Below are 17489 nucleotides of genomic sequence, written 5' to 3'. Positions count from 1 at the left end.
GAGATCCATGCACGTGTAGCAGTCCTTAACAGATTTACGGAATTAGGTCGACCACTTACCCAAGTTACGCCTTAAATTTGGCTCAATTAGGGGCGCTTTGCATTTCAAATCTTTGTGCAACAAAGCCGGGCAGTTTTATTTGTCTGATCAGCCCGTGAGCGTTTATACAGCACTGGGTCTGGCCGGCGGCATTAACGAGCAAGGTAACTCTAGCTCTATTCAATTGGTGCGTCAGGGTGTGGCCTATGACCTCAATACAATTGCATTAGAAAAGGCAGGATATTCATTACATAAGCTGTTAATTCAACCCAATGACACCCTGTATATCAGTCCTCGTGAAAATCAGAAAATCTATGTCATGGGTGAAGCAGGCACGAATACCCCCTTACCCATACGTGACCAAGGGATGACTCTCGCGGATGTTCTCGGTGAAAGTGAAGGGATTAATCCCTATTCAGCCAGTGCTAGTCGCATTTACGTCTTACGTGACAATTCAAATAACCAAATGACTGAAATATATCATTTAAGTTTAAAAAATCTTGGAGATTTTGGCTTGGCCAAAAAGTTTAAAATGCACAGCAATGATATTGTCTATGTGGATGCCACAGGTCTGACTCGTTGGGAACGAGTGGTTAGCCAGATTCTTCCCTTTTCAAATGTTGCTGGTACAGCTATACGCTAGCAGGTAGTTCAGCTATGCATATTAAAAAGATTTTGGGGAGCTGTTTTGAAAATATTAACCATCGATTAATGACTGAATGTTTACTAACGAGATCTGCCCGTATTTGTAGATTAAATCTATAAATATAGATGGCTGAAGTAATGCTCAGCGCTGATCACAAGACAGCATATTTACGTAATAGCATGGGATCTGCCTGCAACTCCATGTAGTTCAACACTAAATATGAAGCAGATTGAATAAAAATAATCTTATCCTGATCATCATAAAAATATCTGGGTTTACCAGACTAGATTTTTTTTGAGGGAACAATAAAGCCAGCATATTTGGAATTCATTTTTGCAGGGGCAGCAGGTCTTTGATGAAGTTCTGTAATTTAATTCAACACGACGTCATCGACTGGAAAAATCACTTTTAAACTTTTAGAAAGCAAAATTATGAACAAAAATAACAATACCGAAAATATGATTGACCTAAAAGGGGTGTTATTTTCCTTGTTTGCGCAATGGAAACTTATCCTCGTATGTGCCTTGCTCAGCGTGCTTGCTGTCCTGCTCTATTTACGCACTGTAGCGATTAATTATAAGGTCGATGCCATCGTCCAAGTCGAAGAAAGTAGAGGTGCCTCAGCTGCTTTATTGGGTAACCTTTCAAGTGTCATTGGACAAATGTCTTCATCTAATGCTGAAGTTGAGGTATTAAAATCACGCAATATTCTGGAATCAGTAATTAATCGCTTAAATTTGGATCTTCAGATTGCCAGTACTGAAGACACTTTTGTTCAGCGACTATTTCAAGGTGTAAATTATCAAACCGAATATCAACCTGAAACTGTGCGCTTTAAAGAGGGTCAAAAAAGCTTCGACATTCGACAGTTTGAAGTTCCTGCCGCCTATTTGGATAAAAATCTGCTACTGCAATTTCAACAACAGGGTTTTAGTCTGATCAATCCTGTGACAGAAGAAACCATTTTCAAGGGTGCACTGAACCAGCCAGTACAATTCAAGACTGCGCAGGGCGACTGGAAAATCGCGATCTTTACTCAGGATCCGCTAGATAGCAGTTATCAGGTGCAAAAGCTCTCTTTGCCCTCAGCGATTGATTCTATTCTTGCCAATTATTCAATTGTAGAAAAAGGCGAACTTAGCGGGATTTTGCAGCTTCGCTACCAAGGTCATGACAAACAGCACATCACCAAAGTTCTGAATACTATTTTGGCAATTTATAGCCAAAATAATATTACCCGTCGTTCGGCAGAAACTGCTCAGACCCTCGCTTTCTTGGATGCTCAATTACCGGATTTAAGAAAACAGCTGGATGATGCAGAGCGGGTCTTTAACCAATTCCGTCAACAGCATAATACTGTCGACATCACCCGGGAGTCAGAATTATATTTAAATCAGAGTGTGACTTTAGAAACACAACGAGCTCTACTCGAACAAAGACAGGCGGAAATAGGCGCTAAATATGCAGCAGCACATCCGACCATGCGAGAAGTTACTGCTCAACTTCGTGTGATTAATGGCAAGATTCGTGAGCTCAATACGACACTTAAAAATCTTCCAGAAATACAACGCCAGTATTTACAACTGTCTCGTGAAGTCGAAGTCAAACAACAACTGTATACCAATTTGGTCAATTCCTACCAACAACTGCGAATTGCCAAAGCCGGCGAGATTGGCAATGTACATGTTATTGATACTGCGCTTGAACCGATTGACGTGATTAAACAGAAACAGCCATTAATTCTGTTCTTAACTTTTTGCTTCGGTACTTTCTTGGGAATTCTGGTGGCATTATTCCGCAATATGTTCCGTTCTGGAGTGAAAGATAGTAGCCAAATAGAATACCAACTGGATCTTCCCGTCTATGCCAATATTGCACACTCCCCTGTTCAGAAACCGGGACTGAAACTGCTGAAAAAGAAAAAACTGCCTTTCTTATTAGCCCTTAAACATAGTGATGATATGGCGATCGAAAGCTTGCGCAGCATCCGGACAGCAAGTCATTTCGCTCTGTCTCAGGCCAAAAACAATATTATTATGATCTCGGGTCCAGCGCCTAGAGTTGGAAAATCATTTGTTTCCAGCAATCTGGCAGTCATCATGGCAGAAAAACATAAACGCGTATTGATCATTGATGCGGACTTGCGTCGTGGTCATATACACAAATATTTTGATTTGGATAATCAATATGGATTAACTGAATACCTGAATGAGCAAATTACCTTGGAACAGATGGTGCAAAGCACCAATGTAGCAAACCTCAGCGTCATCACCTGTGGTGAAAATCCAGTCAATCCATCCGAACTTCTCAATTCGGTACGGTTTCAGGAATTACTGCAACACCTGACGCCACACTATGATCATATTATAATTGATACGCCTCCTGTCCTGGCGGTCACGGATGCGATCATCGTGTCCCGATATGTCGGACTCAATCTGGTGGTGGCCCGCTATGCAAAAACACAAATGAAGGAATTGGCACTGACAGTGAACCGTTTTAAACAAGCGGGAAGTACCGTAAATGGCTTTATCCTGAATGATATCCAGCGTTCAGCAGGTGGTAGTTATAGCTATGATTATACTTATAGCTATAAAACCAAAACAAAAACCAGTTGATCTTTTTGAATAAAAAAACCAGCCATTGCTGGTTTTTTTATTTTTTTAAAGCTCTACCAAACTGCGATATTTGCTTGCTAAAAAACCACCCATTCTGCAAGATTTCTCAAAATTTTCTGCTAAGATGGAATGAACCTCAACGATAACATTAGATTGGAATAATACATGAGCAAGGCCTTACCGATTGCTGTCGCTGTTCTTCTAGGCGGTGCCGCGCTAGTACCTGTTTACTATGCAACTCAAAACCCAGCTGCTCAAACGACTAAAGCATCTAAAGATGCCTCTGCTGTTTCTAAAATCAGCTATGCTCTCGGTTATGAAGTGGCTCATCAAACCCCACCTGAACTCGATATTAATAGCTTTGTGACAGGCGTACGTGAAGGACATGCGCGTACTGAACCGGCGTATACTGAAGAAGAATTACAGGCAGCTTACGAACAGTTCCAGAAAGAAATGCAGCAAAAGCAACTCGATAGCACTAAACAGGCACAAGCATCGAGTGACAGTTTCCTGACAGAAAATGCCAAAAAAGCGGGTGTAAAAACCACAGCTTCCGGTTTGCAATACCTAGTGACTAAAGAAGGCACGGGCAAACAGCCAGCTGCTTCTTCAATCGTGAAAGTCCATTACACCGGCAAACTGGTGGATGGTACTGTATTTGACAGTTCGGTTGAACGTGGCGAGCCGATTGAGTTTCCACTCAATCAAGTGATTCCAGGCTGGACTGAAGGTCTGCAACTGATGAAAGAAGGCGGTAAAGCGACCCTGTATATCCCATCTCAACTTGGTTATGGTGAACAAGGCGTGCCAGGGACGATTCCTCCACACAGTACTTTGATTTTTGATGTGGAACTCATTGAAGTCAAATAATCTATAAATAAGGAGAGCAATGCGCTCTCCTTTATTTTGAGAATAAATATGAAAATACAAATAAGCTTGATGGTTTTACTGCTAAGTTCTGGCAATCTGCTTGCCAAAGATGTGACCAATAAAAGCCCGGAAGCTGAACAGGTCGGTTATAGCTTTGGTTATCTGATGGGAAAAAGTAATGCCGACTCTTTGCAAGGGATTGATCTGGATGCTTTCAGTGCCGGTTTAAAAGCTGCTGCTGCCGGAAAACAATCCACTTTAACTGAAGAAGACATGGCTCGAGTGCTGACCCAGTTTAAACGTCAAAGTGAAGCCAAAGAGCTGATTGAATTAAAACAAAAAGCTGAAGAAAACACCAAAATCGGTCAGGCTTTTCTGACAGAAAATGCCAAAAAAGCAGGGATAAAAACGACTAAATCTGGCCTGCAATATCAGATTCTTCAGGAAGGCAAAGGCAAATCGCCAAAAGCCGATAGCAATGTCCGCGTACATTATGAAGGCCGTTTGATTGATGGCACGGTTTTTGACAGTTCAATTGCCCGTAATCAGCCTGTGGTCTTCCGTACCACCCAAGTGATTACCGGTTGGACTGAAGGCCTGCAACTGATGAAAGAAGGTGCCAAATACCGCTTCTTCATTCCTGCAGAACTGGCCTATGGACAAATTGGTTCAGGTGATGTGATTGAGCCAAACAGTACCTTAATTTTTGATGTGGAATTACTGGAAATTATGAAGTAATCAATACTGTTTTTTTAAATATTCAATCAGAGAGGCGCGATAGCGGCCTCTCTTTTTTATATGGATGAAGCATAATTAATCGAATGTTTTCATGTCACATTCAGATCAGTTTTGCTATGTTATATGTTAATTAAACGGTTCAACAAGAATAGAGGACGTCAGCATGGCAGCAATCAAGACCCGTGAAATTCATTATACTGCGCCGGATGGTAGCGCATTGATTGGCTATTTTGCCGCTCCAGAAACAGATACACCCCTTGCAGGTGTGCTGGTCGCACCAGAATGGTGGGGTCGTAATGAATATACCGAACAGCGTGCTCGCGAACTTGCAGAACATGGCTATGCGGCCTTGGCAATTGACATGTATGGTGACAAAAAAGTGACCACCCATTCTGATCAGGCCTACCAGTGGATGATGCAGACCTTTGAAGATCCGGACACCATCGTTGATCGTGCGACAGCAGCTTTAAATACCTTGGCAGCACAGGATGAAGTCAATGCAGAGAAACTTGCTGCCATCGGTTTTTGTTACGGCGGTAAAGTAGTGCTGGATCTGGCGCGTGCCAATGCCCCTTTAAAAGCAGTGACCACCTTCCACGGGACACTTGCTGCCAAAGCACCGGCTCAAGAAGGTCAGGTTCAGGCCGAAATTCTAGTCTTGCACGGTGAGCTAGACAGCATGGTCACCTTAGATGATGTCGCCAGTTTCCGTGAAGAAATGCATGCGGCCAACGTCGAGCATGAGGTGATTGTCTTTGAAGATGCCAAACATGGCTTTAGCAACCCGCTCGCCGACGAACGGGCCAAAGCCAATGGCGTGGATCTTGGTTACAATGCTGAAGCGGAACAAAAAAGCTTGGCGGCGATGTATGCCTTATTGGAACGTCATTTGGCTTAAATAGATATAAGTGCTCGACTTGAAATCAAGCTGAGCACTTTAAAGAATCATTGAAGAAAAGAACGATAAATCCTACCAGAGGAGAATGCTGACTATGGCTGAAACCAACTGCCCTTACTGTAACTATGACGAATATGATGTCATTGCCAAAAATGATTATGGTGTAGTGCTGCCTGAACCGAATTCATTATCCGAAGGTCACTGTGTAGTGATTCCACTCCGGCATGTGGCTTCATTTTTTGAAGTGACCGACAAAGAACGTAAAAGCCTGATGTCTTTGCTCGAACAGGCACGTAATGAGCTCAATTTACGTTACCAGCCCGCCGGTTTCCATGTCGGTTTTATTGATGGCGAAGTGTTTCAGGAAAAGGTCGAACATCTGCATATTCATATTATTCCGCGCTATAAAGACAAAGTATTGAAGCTGGATGAACGCTGGGGGATTAGCGACTAAATCTTTGCTGTTTTAAAATAAATGCTCTTCGGAGCATTTATTGTTTGTGTTATTAAGCCGATATCCATACACACTACTCCGCAGTTTTTATCTACTTTTCACATTTCAGGCCTGCCGATTCCGCTATAATGGCTGCTGCTTATTCGGTTACTATTTATCCATGTTTGTATTTTCAGATGCCCTGTTAGAATGGTTTGATGTGCATGGTCGTCATGACTTGCCCTGGCAGGTGACAGATGATCCCTACAAAGTCTGGGTCTCTGAAATCATGTTGCAACAAACCCAAGTCAAAACTGTGCTGCAATATTATGAACGCTTTATCCAGCGTTTTCCGACCGTTCAGGACTTGGGTCAAGCCTCTTGGGATGAGGTCGCACCGTACTGGGCAGGACTGGGCTATTATGCCCGTGCCCGTAACCTGCACAAAGCGGCCGGCATCGTAACCGCACAGCAGCAATTCCCTCAAAGCCTGGAAGAATGGATGGCCTTACCCGGCATTGGCCGTTCCACTGCAGGTGCCCTGATGTCACTCGGTTTACGTCAATATGGCGTAATCATGGATGGTAATGTTAAACGGGTATTGTCACGTTTCTTTGCTATTGAGGATGATCTGTCCAAACCGGTGCATGAACGTGCCCTCTGGCAACTGGCGGAACAGCTCTGTCCTATCGAACGCAATCATGACTATACCCAGGCGATTATGGATTTGGGCGCGACCGTTTGTACGCCGAAAAAGCCTTTATGTCTGTATTGTCCGATGCAGCAGCATTGCAAGGCTCATCAGCAAGGACTGGAAAATGAATTGCCTTTTAAAAAGGCCAAAAAACCAGTGCCGGTGCGCTCTGCTCAGGTCTTGCTGATCCAGTCCGGTGCAGAATGGCTCTGGCAGCAACGTCCTAATAGCGGCCTGTGGGGTGGTCTCTGGTGTCTGCCGATTATTGAAAACACCCATGAATTCGAACAGCAATGTCAGCAGCTTGGCCTGAAAAATATCCTCAAAAAAGTCCAGATCAGCCACAGTTTCACCCACTTCACCTGGCAGCTTGAAGCAACCGTTTTCGCAGTGGATCAGGATCAGCAGGAACATTTGGCGATTGAACTGCAAGGCAACTGGATGCGTCCAGAGACAGCCATTGATTGCGGTCTGCCGACAGCAATGAAAAAATTGATCTCTGCCGTTAACCTATGACATAGTCTGGACAAAGCATCATATCGATCAGCTCAGAATGAGCATTGCCAATATTTAAGGATGAATAACGTGCGCCAATACCTTGCTTTGACCTGGGTGGCTTTGATTGCCATATTACTGACCGCCTGTAGCAGTACACCGAAACAACCTTCTTCTGCACAGTTAAATCCGCTACTGGTACAAAAACTGCAAAATAAGCGAATGCCTTCTTCACTGCCCATCCCGGTGGCACGTGTACAGGCACGTGAATTACAGGATACCTGGGGTGCGTCGCGCAGTCGCGGACGTTTGCATGAGGGCATTGATATCATGGCTCCACGTGGAACCAAAGTCTTTAGTGCCACAGAAGGTCTGATTGCAGATTTACGCAATAACAATTTGGGTGGTAAAGTAGTCTGGATTCTCGGTCCGGGCGGTTCCTGGCATTATTATGCACATCTGGATGGACATAAACGCGGCCTGAAAGTAGGTGATGCTGTCAAAAAAGGCCAGCTCATCGGCTATGTGGGCAATAGCGGTAATGCCCGACATACTGCACCACATCTGCATTATGGTATTTATTTACAGGGCAAGGGGCGCGGTGTGGTCAACCCCTACCCCTATTTACGTTAATTTTAGGATATTTACATGTCAGAAATGTTGATCAACCGTCTGGTAGAATTTGCTGAATCAGGCAATCAACAAAAAATCGTACTGAATGGTCAAAGCTATCAGGGCTGGGTGATGGAAATTACCGAAGATGCGCTGCTGATCAGTACCGGTTATGCCGACAAAAGTGGTAAAGACATGTGGATTCAATTTAGCGATCTGGATCAGGCTGAACTGTCTTACTGGGATAATCAGCAAGATCAATGGGCTGTGTTTAAATTATAAAACTATAAAAATAAGGAGCATGGCATGACTCTGCAACGCTGTGGCTGGTGCTCCAATGATCCGCTGTATATCACCTATCATGATCAGGAATGGGGACAAGCCCTGCTGGATGAAAATCGCCTGTTTGAAATGCTGTGTCTGGAAGGACAGCAGGCCGGTCTAGCCTGGATTACCGTACTCAGAAAACGTGAAGCGTATCGTGAACATTTTTTTCAATATTCCATTCAGTCGATTGCAGCACTTACAGATCAACAACTCGACCTCAAGCTTAAGGATGCTCGCCTGATCCGTCATCGTGGCAAACTGCATGCCATTCTAGAAAATGCCCAAGCATGGCTCAAGCTGCAACAGCAAGGCATCAATGTAGGGCAATGGCTCTGGTCTTTTGCCCAGCAACCACGACTGAATAATGATGTTGCGGATTATCGTCAGGCAGCGGCACAGACTATCGAAAGCCAGATCATGTCAAAAGCCTTAAAAAAGGCCGGTTTTAAATTTGTTGGACCCACCATCTGTTATGCCTTTATGCAGGCCGTCGGTATGGTCGATGATCACGAAAATCATTGTCACTTTAAAACAAGATCCTCCCATTCAAAGAAGAGCTGAATTTATGTCGAATAATATTATCCACGCTTATGCTGCAATGTCAGCAGGTGCTGCACTCGAACCCTATCAATTTGATGCCGGAGAACTGCAGCCGCATCAGGTTGAAGTCAAAGTAGAATACTGCGGCCTGTGTCACTCCGATATTTCTGTCATCAATAATGACTGGAATTCTTCGGTTTACCCTGTGGTTGCAGGCCATGAAATTATTGGAACCATCACCCAACTCGGTGCAGAAGCCAAAGGTTTGCAAATTGGCCAGCGTGTCGGCATTGGCTGGACTGCGGAAAGCTGCCAGTATTGCGATCCGTGTATTTCAGGTCAGCAGGTACTCTGTACTGGCGGCCAAGTGGCGACTATTGTCGGACATGCCGGTGGTTTCGCCGACAAGGTCCGTGCTGGCTGGCAATGGGTCATTCCCCTGCCTGAAGATCTGGATCCTGAAAGTGCCGGCCCTTTACTCTGTGGCGGGATTACCGTATTTGATCCGATTCTGAAACATCAGATTCAGGCCATTCATCATGTTGGCGTGATCGGGATTGGGGGTCTGGGTCATATCGCAATTAAACTGCTCAAAGCTTGGGGCTGTGAGATTACGGCTTTCACATCAAATCTGGACAAGACCGATGAGCTGAAAGCCATGGGCGCAGATCATGTGGTGAATAGTCGTGATGTTGCTGCCCTAAAGGCACAGCGTGGCAAGTTCGATTTATTGCTGAGTACGGTCAATGTCACCTTGAACTGGCAGGCTTATCTGGCCACTCTGGCACCGAACGGTACAGTACATATGCTCGGTCTCCCTTTAGAACCGATGCAAATTCCGGCGGGCATGCTGATTGGCGGCGCCAAGTCTGTTACCGGCTCTCCAACCGGTTCACCGGCAGCCTTACGTCAGTTACTGCAATTTGCTGCGCGTAAAAATATTGCCCCACAAATTGAAGTCTTCCCGATGTCACAGCTGAATCAGGCCATTGAACATCTGCATTCCGGTAAAGCGCGTTACCGGATTGTACTTAAAGCGGATTTTGAAGCTTAAATCCTGCCTATTTTCAGCTGTTAGAAAGACCCAGAAATTGGGTCTTTTTTATTGTAGGGCTTCAGGCAAGACCGCAATAGGTGAAGGCTTGGCCAGCTCGGTCTTCATTTTCTGCAGCATCTGATAAGGTTGTTGTTGCACGAACATATTTACGAAGGTCAAAGGAATGGAACCTTCCGGATTGGCATAACCATAGGTTGAAACCTTGACCTTGTTATTGGCTAGTTTCTGAAAAGTCCAGTCGCCCTGATAATCGGTTAAACGCACATAATCCGGATTTAAAGGATAGCCACTTTGGATGGCTTTATTCTTGATGGTGATCTGGCCATTGGCTTCCTTGATCATCTTGCCCTGTACAATCAGGTCACGGTCTTTTAAGGGAAATGGAAAATCCAGCACCATATACAAAGTGAAATCGCCTTTTTTATCATCGCGGGACAAGACCTTGATGCTGCCCATATAGGGTACCCATTGTACCGCCTGCTCGATATCCAGAATCAGCGACACGGCATTTTCAATCGGTGCATGGTAGGTGGTTTCAGCTTTATACAGAAAGACCGGGTTTTGCTGATTCTGATAGGTCCAGACCTTGATATTATTTTTATCAATACTGAGTTTGGGCGTATGCAGCGGCTTTGCCTGCACAATGGCACCAAGCGCCACTGCACAGAGCAGGAAAATCATTTTTTGCATTTTATTATTCGTCTTATTTTAGTTTTAGATCTTTTTTATAAATGATTTTGACTGGATTTTAAACCTGAATATCGTTAAAACCCAGCACGTCTTTCATGTCATATTTACGTGCATCACGGCCGACCACCCAGGCAGCAGCACGTACTGCACCGCTGGCAAAGTTCATGCGGTTGGTGGCTTTATGGGTAATTTCCACACGTTCCCCATCGGCAATAAACATGGCGGTATGTTCACCGACGATATCACCACCACGAATGGTCTGGAAACCAATGCTTTGACGCTCACGCGGACCGGTATGACCTTCGCGGCAGTACACAGCGTCTTCTTTCAGGTCACGGCCTAAAGCATCCGCAATCGCTTCACCCCACATGAGTGCAGTACCCGATGGTGCATCCACTTTATGACGGTGATGCGCTTCAATCACTTCGATATCAACCGTATCACCAAAGACTTTCGATGCCAGTTCAAGCAGTTTAATCGATACGTTCACACCGACTGAATAATTCGCTGCATAAACCACAGGGGTTTCAGCTGCTGATTCATCTAAATAAGCTTTTTGCTCATCATTCATCCCCGTGGTACCAATCACGATGGCAACACCTGCTTCACGGCAAATTTTCAGATGATTGACGGTCGCTGCCGGTGCGGTGAAATCAATCACGACATCACAGTTTTTGACCACCTCTGCAAGACTACCCACCACCTTGACACCGACTGCACCAATCCCGGCAAGTTCGCCCGCATCTGCGCCTAATAGGGTACTTTCAGGGCGTTCTACTGCAGCTGCCAATTGATAACTGGCTTCATGCACAGCCTGAATGAGGATACGCCCCATACGGCCGCCTGCACCCAAGATTCCAATGCGTGGTGTAGCTGACATAACATAGTCCTGATGTTGATCCAAAATTGCTCTTACTATAGCAAAACTGCGGAATAACACTAAGATGCATTGCATAAAAATCAATGAAAAGATATGAAAGGTGTTATGAGCGATTTTTATATATCTAGAATTTTCTGATTAGATTGGCTTTATAAAGTTGTGGAACATTGCTCAAATAGTAAGCGTGGAACGTGAATAATCATAAAAAAAGCCCAATCGGTGAGGATTGGGCTTTTCAATACAACATAAACAACTGAATTAAAACAAATAATTTAAAGAATTTCGTATAAGGTGTATTATGTTAATTTTAGGAAAATTAATAAGTTATTTGTAATATTATTTTATTATTGTAATACTGTCGGCCATCAATTCACATTTCAAAATAAATGCAAAAACTTTTTTTTAAATACGTCTCAGTTGGAGTGTTGAACACAATAATACATTACTGTGTATTTTTTATACTCTATATTTTTTTTTCTCAATCACAAGCTGTATCTAATCTAATCGCTTTTTGTGTAGCTGTAACTTTTAGTTTCTTTGCAAATGCAAAATGGACATTCGATTCTCATGTTAACTTTTATAGATACATCGCTTTTATTTGTTTTATGGGGCTTTTGTCATTTTTAGTTGGATATTTATCGGATCTGTATCACTTAAATATAGCTATAACATTGATAGGTTTTTCAATCATAAGTTTAATCTTGGGTTTTTTATATTCAAAATATTTAGTGTTTAGGAAGTAGTATGAAAATATCTCTAATTGTTCCTGTTTTTAATGAAGAAGAAGCTATCCCTATTTTTTATGACGCTGTTAGAAATTATGCTCCCCTTAAGAAATATGATGTGGAGATCATCTTCATTAATGATGGTAGTAAAGACAAAACAGAATTAATTATTAACGAACTATCACTTACAGATAAGTTTGTTAGAGCATTAAGTTTTACTAGAAACTTTGGTAAAGAGCCTGCTTTATTTGCAGGGATAGAGCATGCAACTGGTGATGCTGTTATTCCAATTGATGTTGACCTTCAGGACCCCATTGAGGTTATTCCGCTACTCATTGCAAAGTGGCAGGCCGGAGCTGATATGGTTTTAGCTAAACGAAGTGACAGAAGTACTGATAGCTATTTAAAAAGATCAACGGCTTTGGCATTTTATCGATTACATAACAAGATTAGCTCACCTAAAATTGAAGAAAATGTTGGTGATTTTCGATTAATGTCTAGAGAGATTGTAGAAAATATTAAGAGACTACCTGAAATAAACCTTTTTATGAAAGGAGTACTTTCTTGGGTTGGTGGAAAGATCGATGTTGTTGAATATGTTCGTCCTACAAGAAGTGCTGGTCAAACCAAGTTTAATGGGTGGAAGCTTTGGAATCTTGCATTAGAAGGGGTTACAAGTTTTTCAACAATACCTTTGAGAATTTGGACATATGTTGGACTTTTAATTGCAACCTTATCTTTTTTATATGGTTCTTGGTTGGTTTTAGAAACTATTATTTGGGGAAATGATGTAAAAGGATATCCGTCATTATTAGTTTCAATCCTATTTTTAGGTGGTGTACAACTTATAGGAATAGGCGTTTTAGGGGAATATATTGGTAGGATCTATATGGAAACTAAGAAACGACCAAGATATATTTTAAAAAGAGATTTAAATAATGAAGGGCAGAGTAAAGTTTGAATAAGGCAACACCAAATGAACTTTATGATCAACATTTACTAAAAGTAATGGCAGCATAATTTAAATATTGAGAGCGGATTTATCACTTATAGAACTGAATTGAGTGGTCTAATTAACGGAACCACATTAGTTTTAATATTGAGAAGACTAGATTATGAATGAATCTTTAGGAAAAAAAGTCAATATATTCTATCTAATGATATTTTTGACTATAACTTGTTTGTTAGTAGGCCTGTATCATGAACAAGCTTATACCGCTATCGATACCACCATATATACTATAATTGGAAAAGATATTTTTGAGTCACTAACCTTACCATATGGTAATACTTTTGATCACAAGCCACTACTAACTTACTACATATACGGTTTTTTCCACTACTTGGTTGGTCAAAAGTATCTATATTTATTAATAGCATTTGCGTGTGCTTTGAGTAGTTCCATTATTTTAAGTGGTAAAAACTTCAATAAATTTTTGGTTGTAAGCTCATTTCTTTTAGTTTCTTCATTTCTGATTGAGAACTTTTCCGGTAATACGGAAATGCTAATGTTACCTTTTATATGTTTGTATATATTTTTTTATACGTCAAAAATTAATGTTAAGTATCAGTTTTTTCTTATAGGGGCAACAGCTTCTTTACTATTTAATATCAACTACTTAGCAGCCGCAATAATGATGCCTAGTACCCTTTACATGTTCTTTTCTAAGGGTTTTGAATCCTATATCTATAGGATTCTTAAATTTTTAGCTGGCTTCTTATTTTTATGTTTTATTTTATTCTTTCCATTTTATTTCACCCATCAAAGTGTAACTGAATACTTTACACTACAATATCAGTTTTTAACTGGCTATACAGGTTCGGCTAGTAGATTAAATAGCTTAGTATATTTATCTAAATTCATCGTTATATTTCTTCCTATAGTCATTTTTTATGTAATAAAAACAAAAAGAGATAAAAACTTTTATGTTACTTTACTACTCTATGTTGGTACGATTTTAGGTGCTTTCGTCTCAGATCATGGTTATAGTCATTACTTAGAGCCAATGGTTATACCCCTATCAATCATGTTTTGGACAGTCTTAGTTCAAGAAAAAGTAAAAATAACAGTGGCTACATTGCTTCCGGCGATTGTAGCTCTAGCTTATGGCCTCCCCATCCGAATGGATAATATGCATAAGATAAACTATATTAATACAGCTCAAGCGCAACAAGATCTCAGTCATCTAAATAAATTAGCACGCATCGATAATAGCGCTCTGAATATTCGCTCCACTCATCTCGTGTATTTATATTCTGATTTAAAAAATGTTAATAAACTCATCTGGTCTAACCATCCTCAGATCATGTTTGGAAGCTATGCGAATGATTATTATATAAAGGAACTTGGAAAGTCACCCTACCTGGTGATGACAGAGGTGGATATGTGTGACGAGCCAAATAAAATCTGTAACATTATTAACAATCATTACTTTTTTGATAGTACATCTAAAATCCATACTGGTTATGATTTGTATGTTCGAAAATGAAGTATTCTATTTCGCATAACAGACGTTACCTTTACGTTAAAGGACCTCGCTTTATAGTGTGAGACGGCTTTGTTGCACAAACCTATCTGTAAAGGCTTTTTCAGCGATATAATTTTCAAATGAAGAAGCCTACACAGAAAATCTACCGCACAACCAATTGGCCCGCATATAACCGAGCACTCATGAGTCGCGGAAATATTGCCATTTGGTTTGATCCTACTACGCAATGGTATGCTCCATCAAAAGGCAAACAAGGGCGAAATCAAACCTACTCCGACGCAGCCATCCAATGCTGCTTAATGATTAAATCCTTATTCCGTCTGTCTTTACGTATGGTCACTGGCTTTGTGCAAAGTCTGATTAAACTTTGCGGATGAGCAGCTCCGAATATCAGTGATATTCGTACAGTACGCTTTGTAGAAGACAAAAGCATATCGATATTGCAATCAGCTACCAAAAAAGTAGCGATGGGCTGCATCTACTCATGGACTCTACAGGCATGAAGTTTCTAGGTGAGGGCGAATGGAAACGCAAGAAACATGGACCTGAATATCGTCGCCAATGGCGTAAACTTCATATTGGTATAGATGCTAAAACCCTACAAATACGCGCTATTCAGCTCACAACCAATAATGTCAGTGATTCACAGGTACTTGGTGATTTACTTGCTCAGATTCCACAAGATGAGCAGATTGACTCTGTTTATACCGATGGAGCTTATGACACCAAGAAATGCCGTCAGGTCATTGCCGATCGGCAAGCGCATGCGGTGACTCCACCTAGAAAAAATGCGAAACCAGGGAAAGATACAAAGAGCAGCTCGCTAGAGCGAAATGAATTACTTCGAACAGTTAAACGTTTAGGCAGGACACTATGGAAAAAATGGTCAGGCTATCATCGGCGAAGTTTGGTTGAAACTAAGATACATTGCATCAAATTATTAGGAGATAAACTCAGTGCAAGGAGCTTTGATAGCCAAGTCAATGAGATTCATGCACGTGTAGCAGTCCTCAACAGATTTACGGAATTAGGTCGACCACTTACCCAAGTTACGCCTTAAATTTGGCTCAATTAGGGGCGCTTTGCATTTCAAATCTTTGTGCAACAAAGCCTTTTAAAGCAGTTAATTATTATTTAACATAAAATCTCTTATGCGAAATCCCATTTGTAAGCCCAAAATAGAAATGTCCGGTTTCTCCAAAGTAAAAATGTCCGCTTTTAGAATATGCACTTTTGCGATTATTGAAGCGGACGGTTTGATATGTTGGTGTCTATGTCGGATAAAGAACTTAAACGATTGTCGGTCTTGCAGGAAATCTGCGATCAACGCATAACTCAATCCCAGGCTGCTCAGCTACTTCATATTTCAGAACGTCAGATCAGACGCTTACTGCAGAAATACAAAGCTCAAGGCCCAGCTGCATTAGCCCATGCTGGTCGTGGCCAAACCAGCAACTGCAAACTTCCTGAAGAACTCAGACTCAAGTGCCTCAATATTGTTTCGGATCAACTCCATGGTTTCGGACCCACTTTAGCGCATGAAAAGCTCACTACCGTTCATGGATTCGATCTTTCAGTGGAAACCCTGCGTTGCTGGATGATTGCAGCCGATTTATGGATTCCTCGCTCCAAGCGCCTGAAACGCCCATATCAGCCTCGATATAACCGAGATTGTTATGGTGAACTGGTACAAATCGATGGCTCACACCATGACTGGTTTGAAGGAAGAGCCGCTAAATGCTGTCTGCTAGTCTTTATCGATGATGCCACAGGCAAATTGCAGCATTTACGCTTCTGTGAATCAGAATCAGCCTTTGACTATATGATTTCGACACGCTTGTATGTTGAACAGCATGGTAAGCCTTTAGCGTTTTACAGCGACAAACATTCAGTCTTTAGGGTGAATCAAAGCAGCAAGAAAGACAGCAAGATTACCCAGTTTGGACGCGTACTCAGTACCCTCAATATCGATATCATCTTCGCTAACTCCCCTCAGGCCAAAGGACGGGTGGAACGGGCCAACAGAACCCTTCAGGACCGTCTGATTAAGGAGATGCGCCTGGAAGGTATCAGTTCGATTGCAGATGCGAATAAGTGGTTACCCTGCTTTATTGAGCAGTTCAATCTCAAGTTTGCAAAGATGGCCTTTAATCCTAAGAACTTACACCGCTCTGCCACCGAAACAGCTGAGCAATTAGATGATATTTTTACCTGGCGAGAGCCACGTAGAGTCACCAATAGCCTGACCATTACTTATGATAAATGTGTATATCTCCTGGAGAGTACAGAAGAAAACCAGAGGCTGATTGGTAAATATCTTGAGTTTCTAGAATACCCGGATGGTACTGTAGCCATCATGCATGAAGGCCGGAAGATCAATTACAGCATCTTCGATAAATTAAGTCAGCTCAACCAGCGAGAGATTGTTGAGAATAAACGGTTGGGTGCTGTTCTGAATCATATCCAACAACAGCATGAAGAACTGGAACAACAAAACAAACGCAATCGTTCTCAAAAGATGCCAAGCAGACGTGCACAGAAAACAGTAATCAAAGAACGAAATCTGAATCCTGTGCTTGACTTGGAAATGTCCATATAGGACATTTCTATTTGGTTATTAGGTAGGACATTTCTACTTGGGAATAACACCCATTGTTAGAACCCATTTCAAGTACCTAATTCTATTTCTATCATAGTATAAATTTAAAGCACAAAAAAGGACGCCGCAGCGTCCTTCTTTA

Annotated in this window: 16 protein-coding genes and 2 pseudogenes; 16 read left to right on the top strand and 2 right to left on the bottom strand. The window is 42.0% G+C overall.

Features of this window, described 5'->3' with window-relative positions:
- Positions 1-121: 121 nt before the first annotated feature.
- The 11 genes and pseudogenes from FTV29_RS13465 to FTV29_RS13415 form a co-directional block, all read left to right on the top strand.
- Positions 122-682: pseudogene (locus tag FTV29_RS13465) on the top strand (hypothetical protein); the annotation flags it as partial.
- Positions 683-1116: 434 nt separating this feature from the next.
- Positions 1117-3300: a polysaccharide biosynthesis tyrosine autokinase gene (locus FTV29_RS13460; protein ID WP_180075617.1), complete on the top strand. Its 2184-nt coding sequence runs from the start codon at positions 1117-1119 to the stop codon at positions 3298-3300.
- Positions 3301-3465: 165 nt separating this feature from the next.
- The gene (locus tag FTV29_RS13455; RefSeq protein WP_005094756.1) at positions 3466-4170 is read left to right on the top strand and encodes an FKBP-type peptidyl-prolyl cis-trans isomerase; all 705 of its coding nucleotides are present in this window, start codon (positions 3466-3468) and stop codon (positions 4168-4170) included.
- 48 nt (positions 4171-4218) lie between these two features.
- Positions 4219-4908: an FKBP-type peptidyl-prolyl cis-trans isomerase gene (locus FTV29_RS13450; RefSeq protein WP_005173644.1), complete on the top strand. Its 690-nt coding sequence runs from the start codon at positions 4219-4221 to the stop codon at positions 4906-4908.
- A gap of 163 nt (positions 4909-5071) precedes the next feature.
- Entirely contained in the window at positions 5072-5806 is a 735-nt protein-coding gene (locus tag FTV29_RS13445) for a dienelactone hydrolase family protein (RefSeq protein ID WP_180000602.1), read from the top strand.
- A gap of 94 nt (positions 5807-5900) precedes the next feature.
- Complete coding sequence (locus FTV29_RS13440; RefSeq protein WP_005268188.1) at positions 5901-6260, top strand: HIT family protein; 360 nt, start codon at positions 5901-5903, stop codon at positions 6258-6260.
- A gap of 160 nt (positions 6261-6420) precedes the next feature.
- The gene (gene mutY, locus FTV29_RS13435) at positions 6421-7449 is read left to right on the top strand and encodes an A/G-specific adenine glycosylase (RefSeq protein WP_100357664.1); all 1029 of its coding nucleotides are present in this window, start codon (positions 6421-6423) and stop codon (positions 7447-7449) included.
- A gap of 69 nt (positions 7450-7518) precedes the next feature.
- Positions 7519-8061 carry a M23 family metallopeptidase gene (locus FTV29_RS13430; protein ID WP_005173640.1) on the top strand — a complete coding sequence of 181 codons (543 nt, stop codon included), beginning with the start codon at positions 7519-7521 and terminating at the stop codon, positions 8059-8061.
- Positions 8062-8076: 15 nt separating this feature from the next.
- Complete coding sequence (locus tag FTV29_RS13425) at positions 8077-8322, top strand: hypothetical protein (protein ID WP_005268190.1); 246 nt, start codon at positions 8077-8079, stop codon at positions 8320-8322.
- Positions 8323-8346: 24 nt separating this feature from the next.
- The gene (locus FTV29_RS13420) at positions 8347-8928 is read left to right on the top strand and encodes a DNA-3-methyladenine glycosylase I (RefSeq protein ID WP_180075616.1); all 582 of its coding nucleotides are present in this window, start codon (positions 8347-8349) and stop codon (positions 8926-8928) included.
- A 4-nt stretch (positions 8929-8932) separates the two neighbouring features.
- Entirely contained in the window at positions 8933-9961 is a 1029-nt protein-coding gene (locus FTV29_RS13415) for an NAD(P)-dependent alcohol dehydrogenase (protein WP_180075615.1), read from the top strand.
- A 48-nt stretch (positions 9962-10009) separates the two neighbouring features.
- Here FTV29_RS13415 and FTV29_RS13410 read toward each other — a convergent pair whose 3' ends face one another.
- Positions 10010-10654: an START domain-containing protein gene (locus FTV29_RS13410; protein ID WP_180075614.1), complete on the bottom strand. Its 645-nt coding sequence runs from the start codon at positions 10652-10654 to the stop codon at positions 10010-10012.
- A 58-nt stretch (positions 10655-10712) separates the two neighbouring features.
- A complete protein-coding gene (dapB, locus tag FTV29_RS13405) occupies positions 10713-11534 on the bottom strand; it encodes a 4-hydroxy-tetrahydrodipicolinate reductase (RefSeq protein ID WP_180075613.1) in 822 nt (273 codons plus the stop codon).
- A 386-nt stretch (positions 11535-11920) separates the two neighbouring features.
- Between dapB and FTV29_RS13400 the strand changes: the two genes are divergently transcribed.
- The 5 genes and pseudogenes from FTV29_RS13400 to FTV29_RS13380 all read left to right on the top strand — a co-directional run bounded on the left by FTV29_RS13400 (position 11921) and on the right by FTV29_RS13380 (position 17347).
- Complete coding sequence (locus FTV29_RS13400) at positions 11921-12277, top strand: GtrA family protein (protein WP_180075612.1); 357 nt, start codon at positions 11921-11923, stop codon at positions 12275-12277.
- Position 12278: 1 nt separating this feature from the next.
- On the top strand, positions 12279-13220 hold the full coding sequence (locus tag FTV29_RS13395) for a glycosyltransferase family 2 protein (RefSeq protein WP_180075611.1): 942 nt from the start codon (positions 12279-12281) through the stop codon (positions 13218-13220).
- Between the two features lie 154 nt (positions 13221-13374).
- Entirely contained in the window at positions 13375-14748 is a 1374-nt protein-coding gene (locus tag FTV29_RS13390) for a hypothetical protein (protein ID WP_180075610.1), read from the top strand.
- Positions 14749-14867: 119 nt separating this feature from the next.
- Positions 14868-15808: pseudogene (locus FTV29_RS13385) on the top strand (IS5 family transposase).
- Positions 15809-16021: 213 nt separating this feature from the next.
- Entirely contained in the window at positions 16022-17347 is a 1326-nt protein-coding gene (locus FTV29_RS13380; RefSeq protein WP_180075619.1) for an ISNCY family transposase, read from the top strand.
- Positions 17348-17489: the final 142 nt, after the last annotated feature.

The organism is Acinetobacter sp. YH12254 (assembly GCF_013417415.1).
GTDB classification, from domain to species: Bacteria; Pseudomonadota; Gammaproteobacteria; order Pseudomonadales; family Moraxellaceae; genus Acinetobacter; species Acinetobacter pseudolwoffii.
The sequence above is the reverse complement of the archived record's forward strand: the minus strand, read 5'-3'. Positions and strand labels throughout refer to the sequence as shown.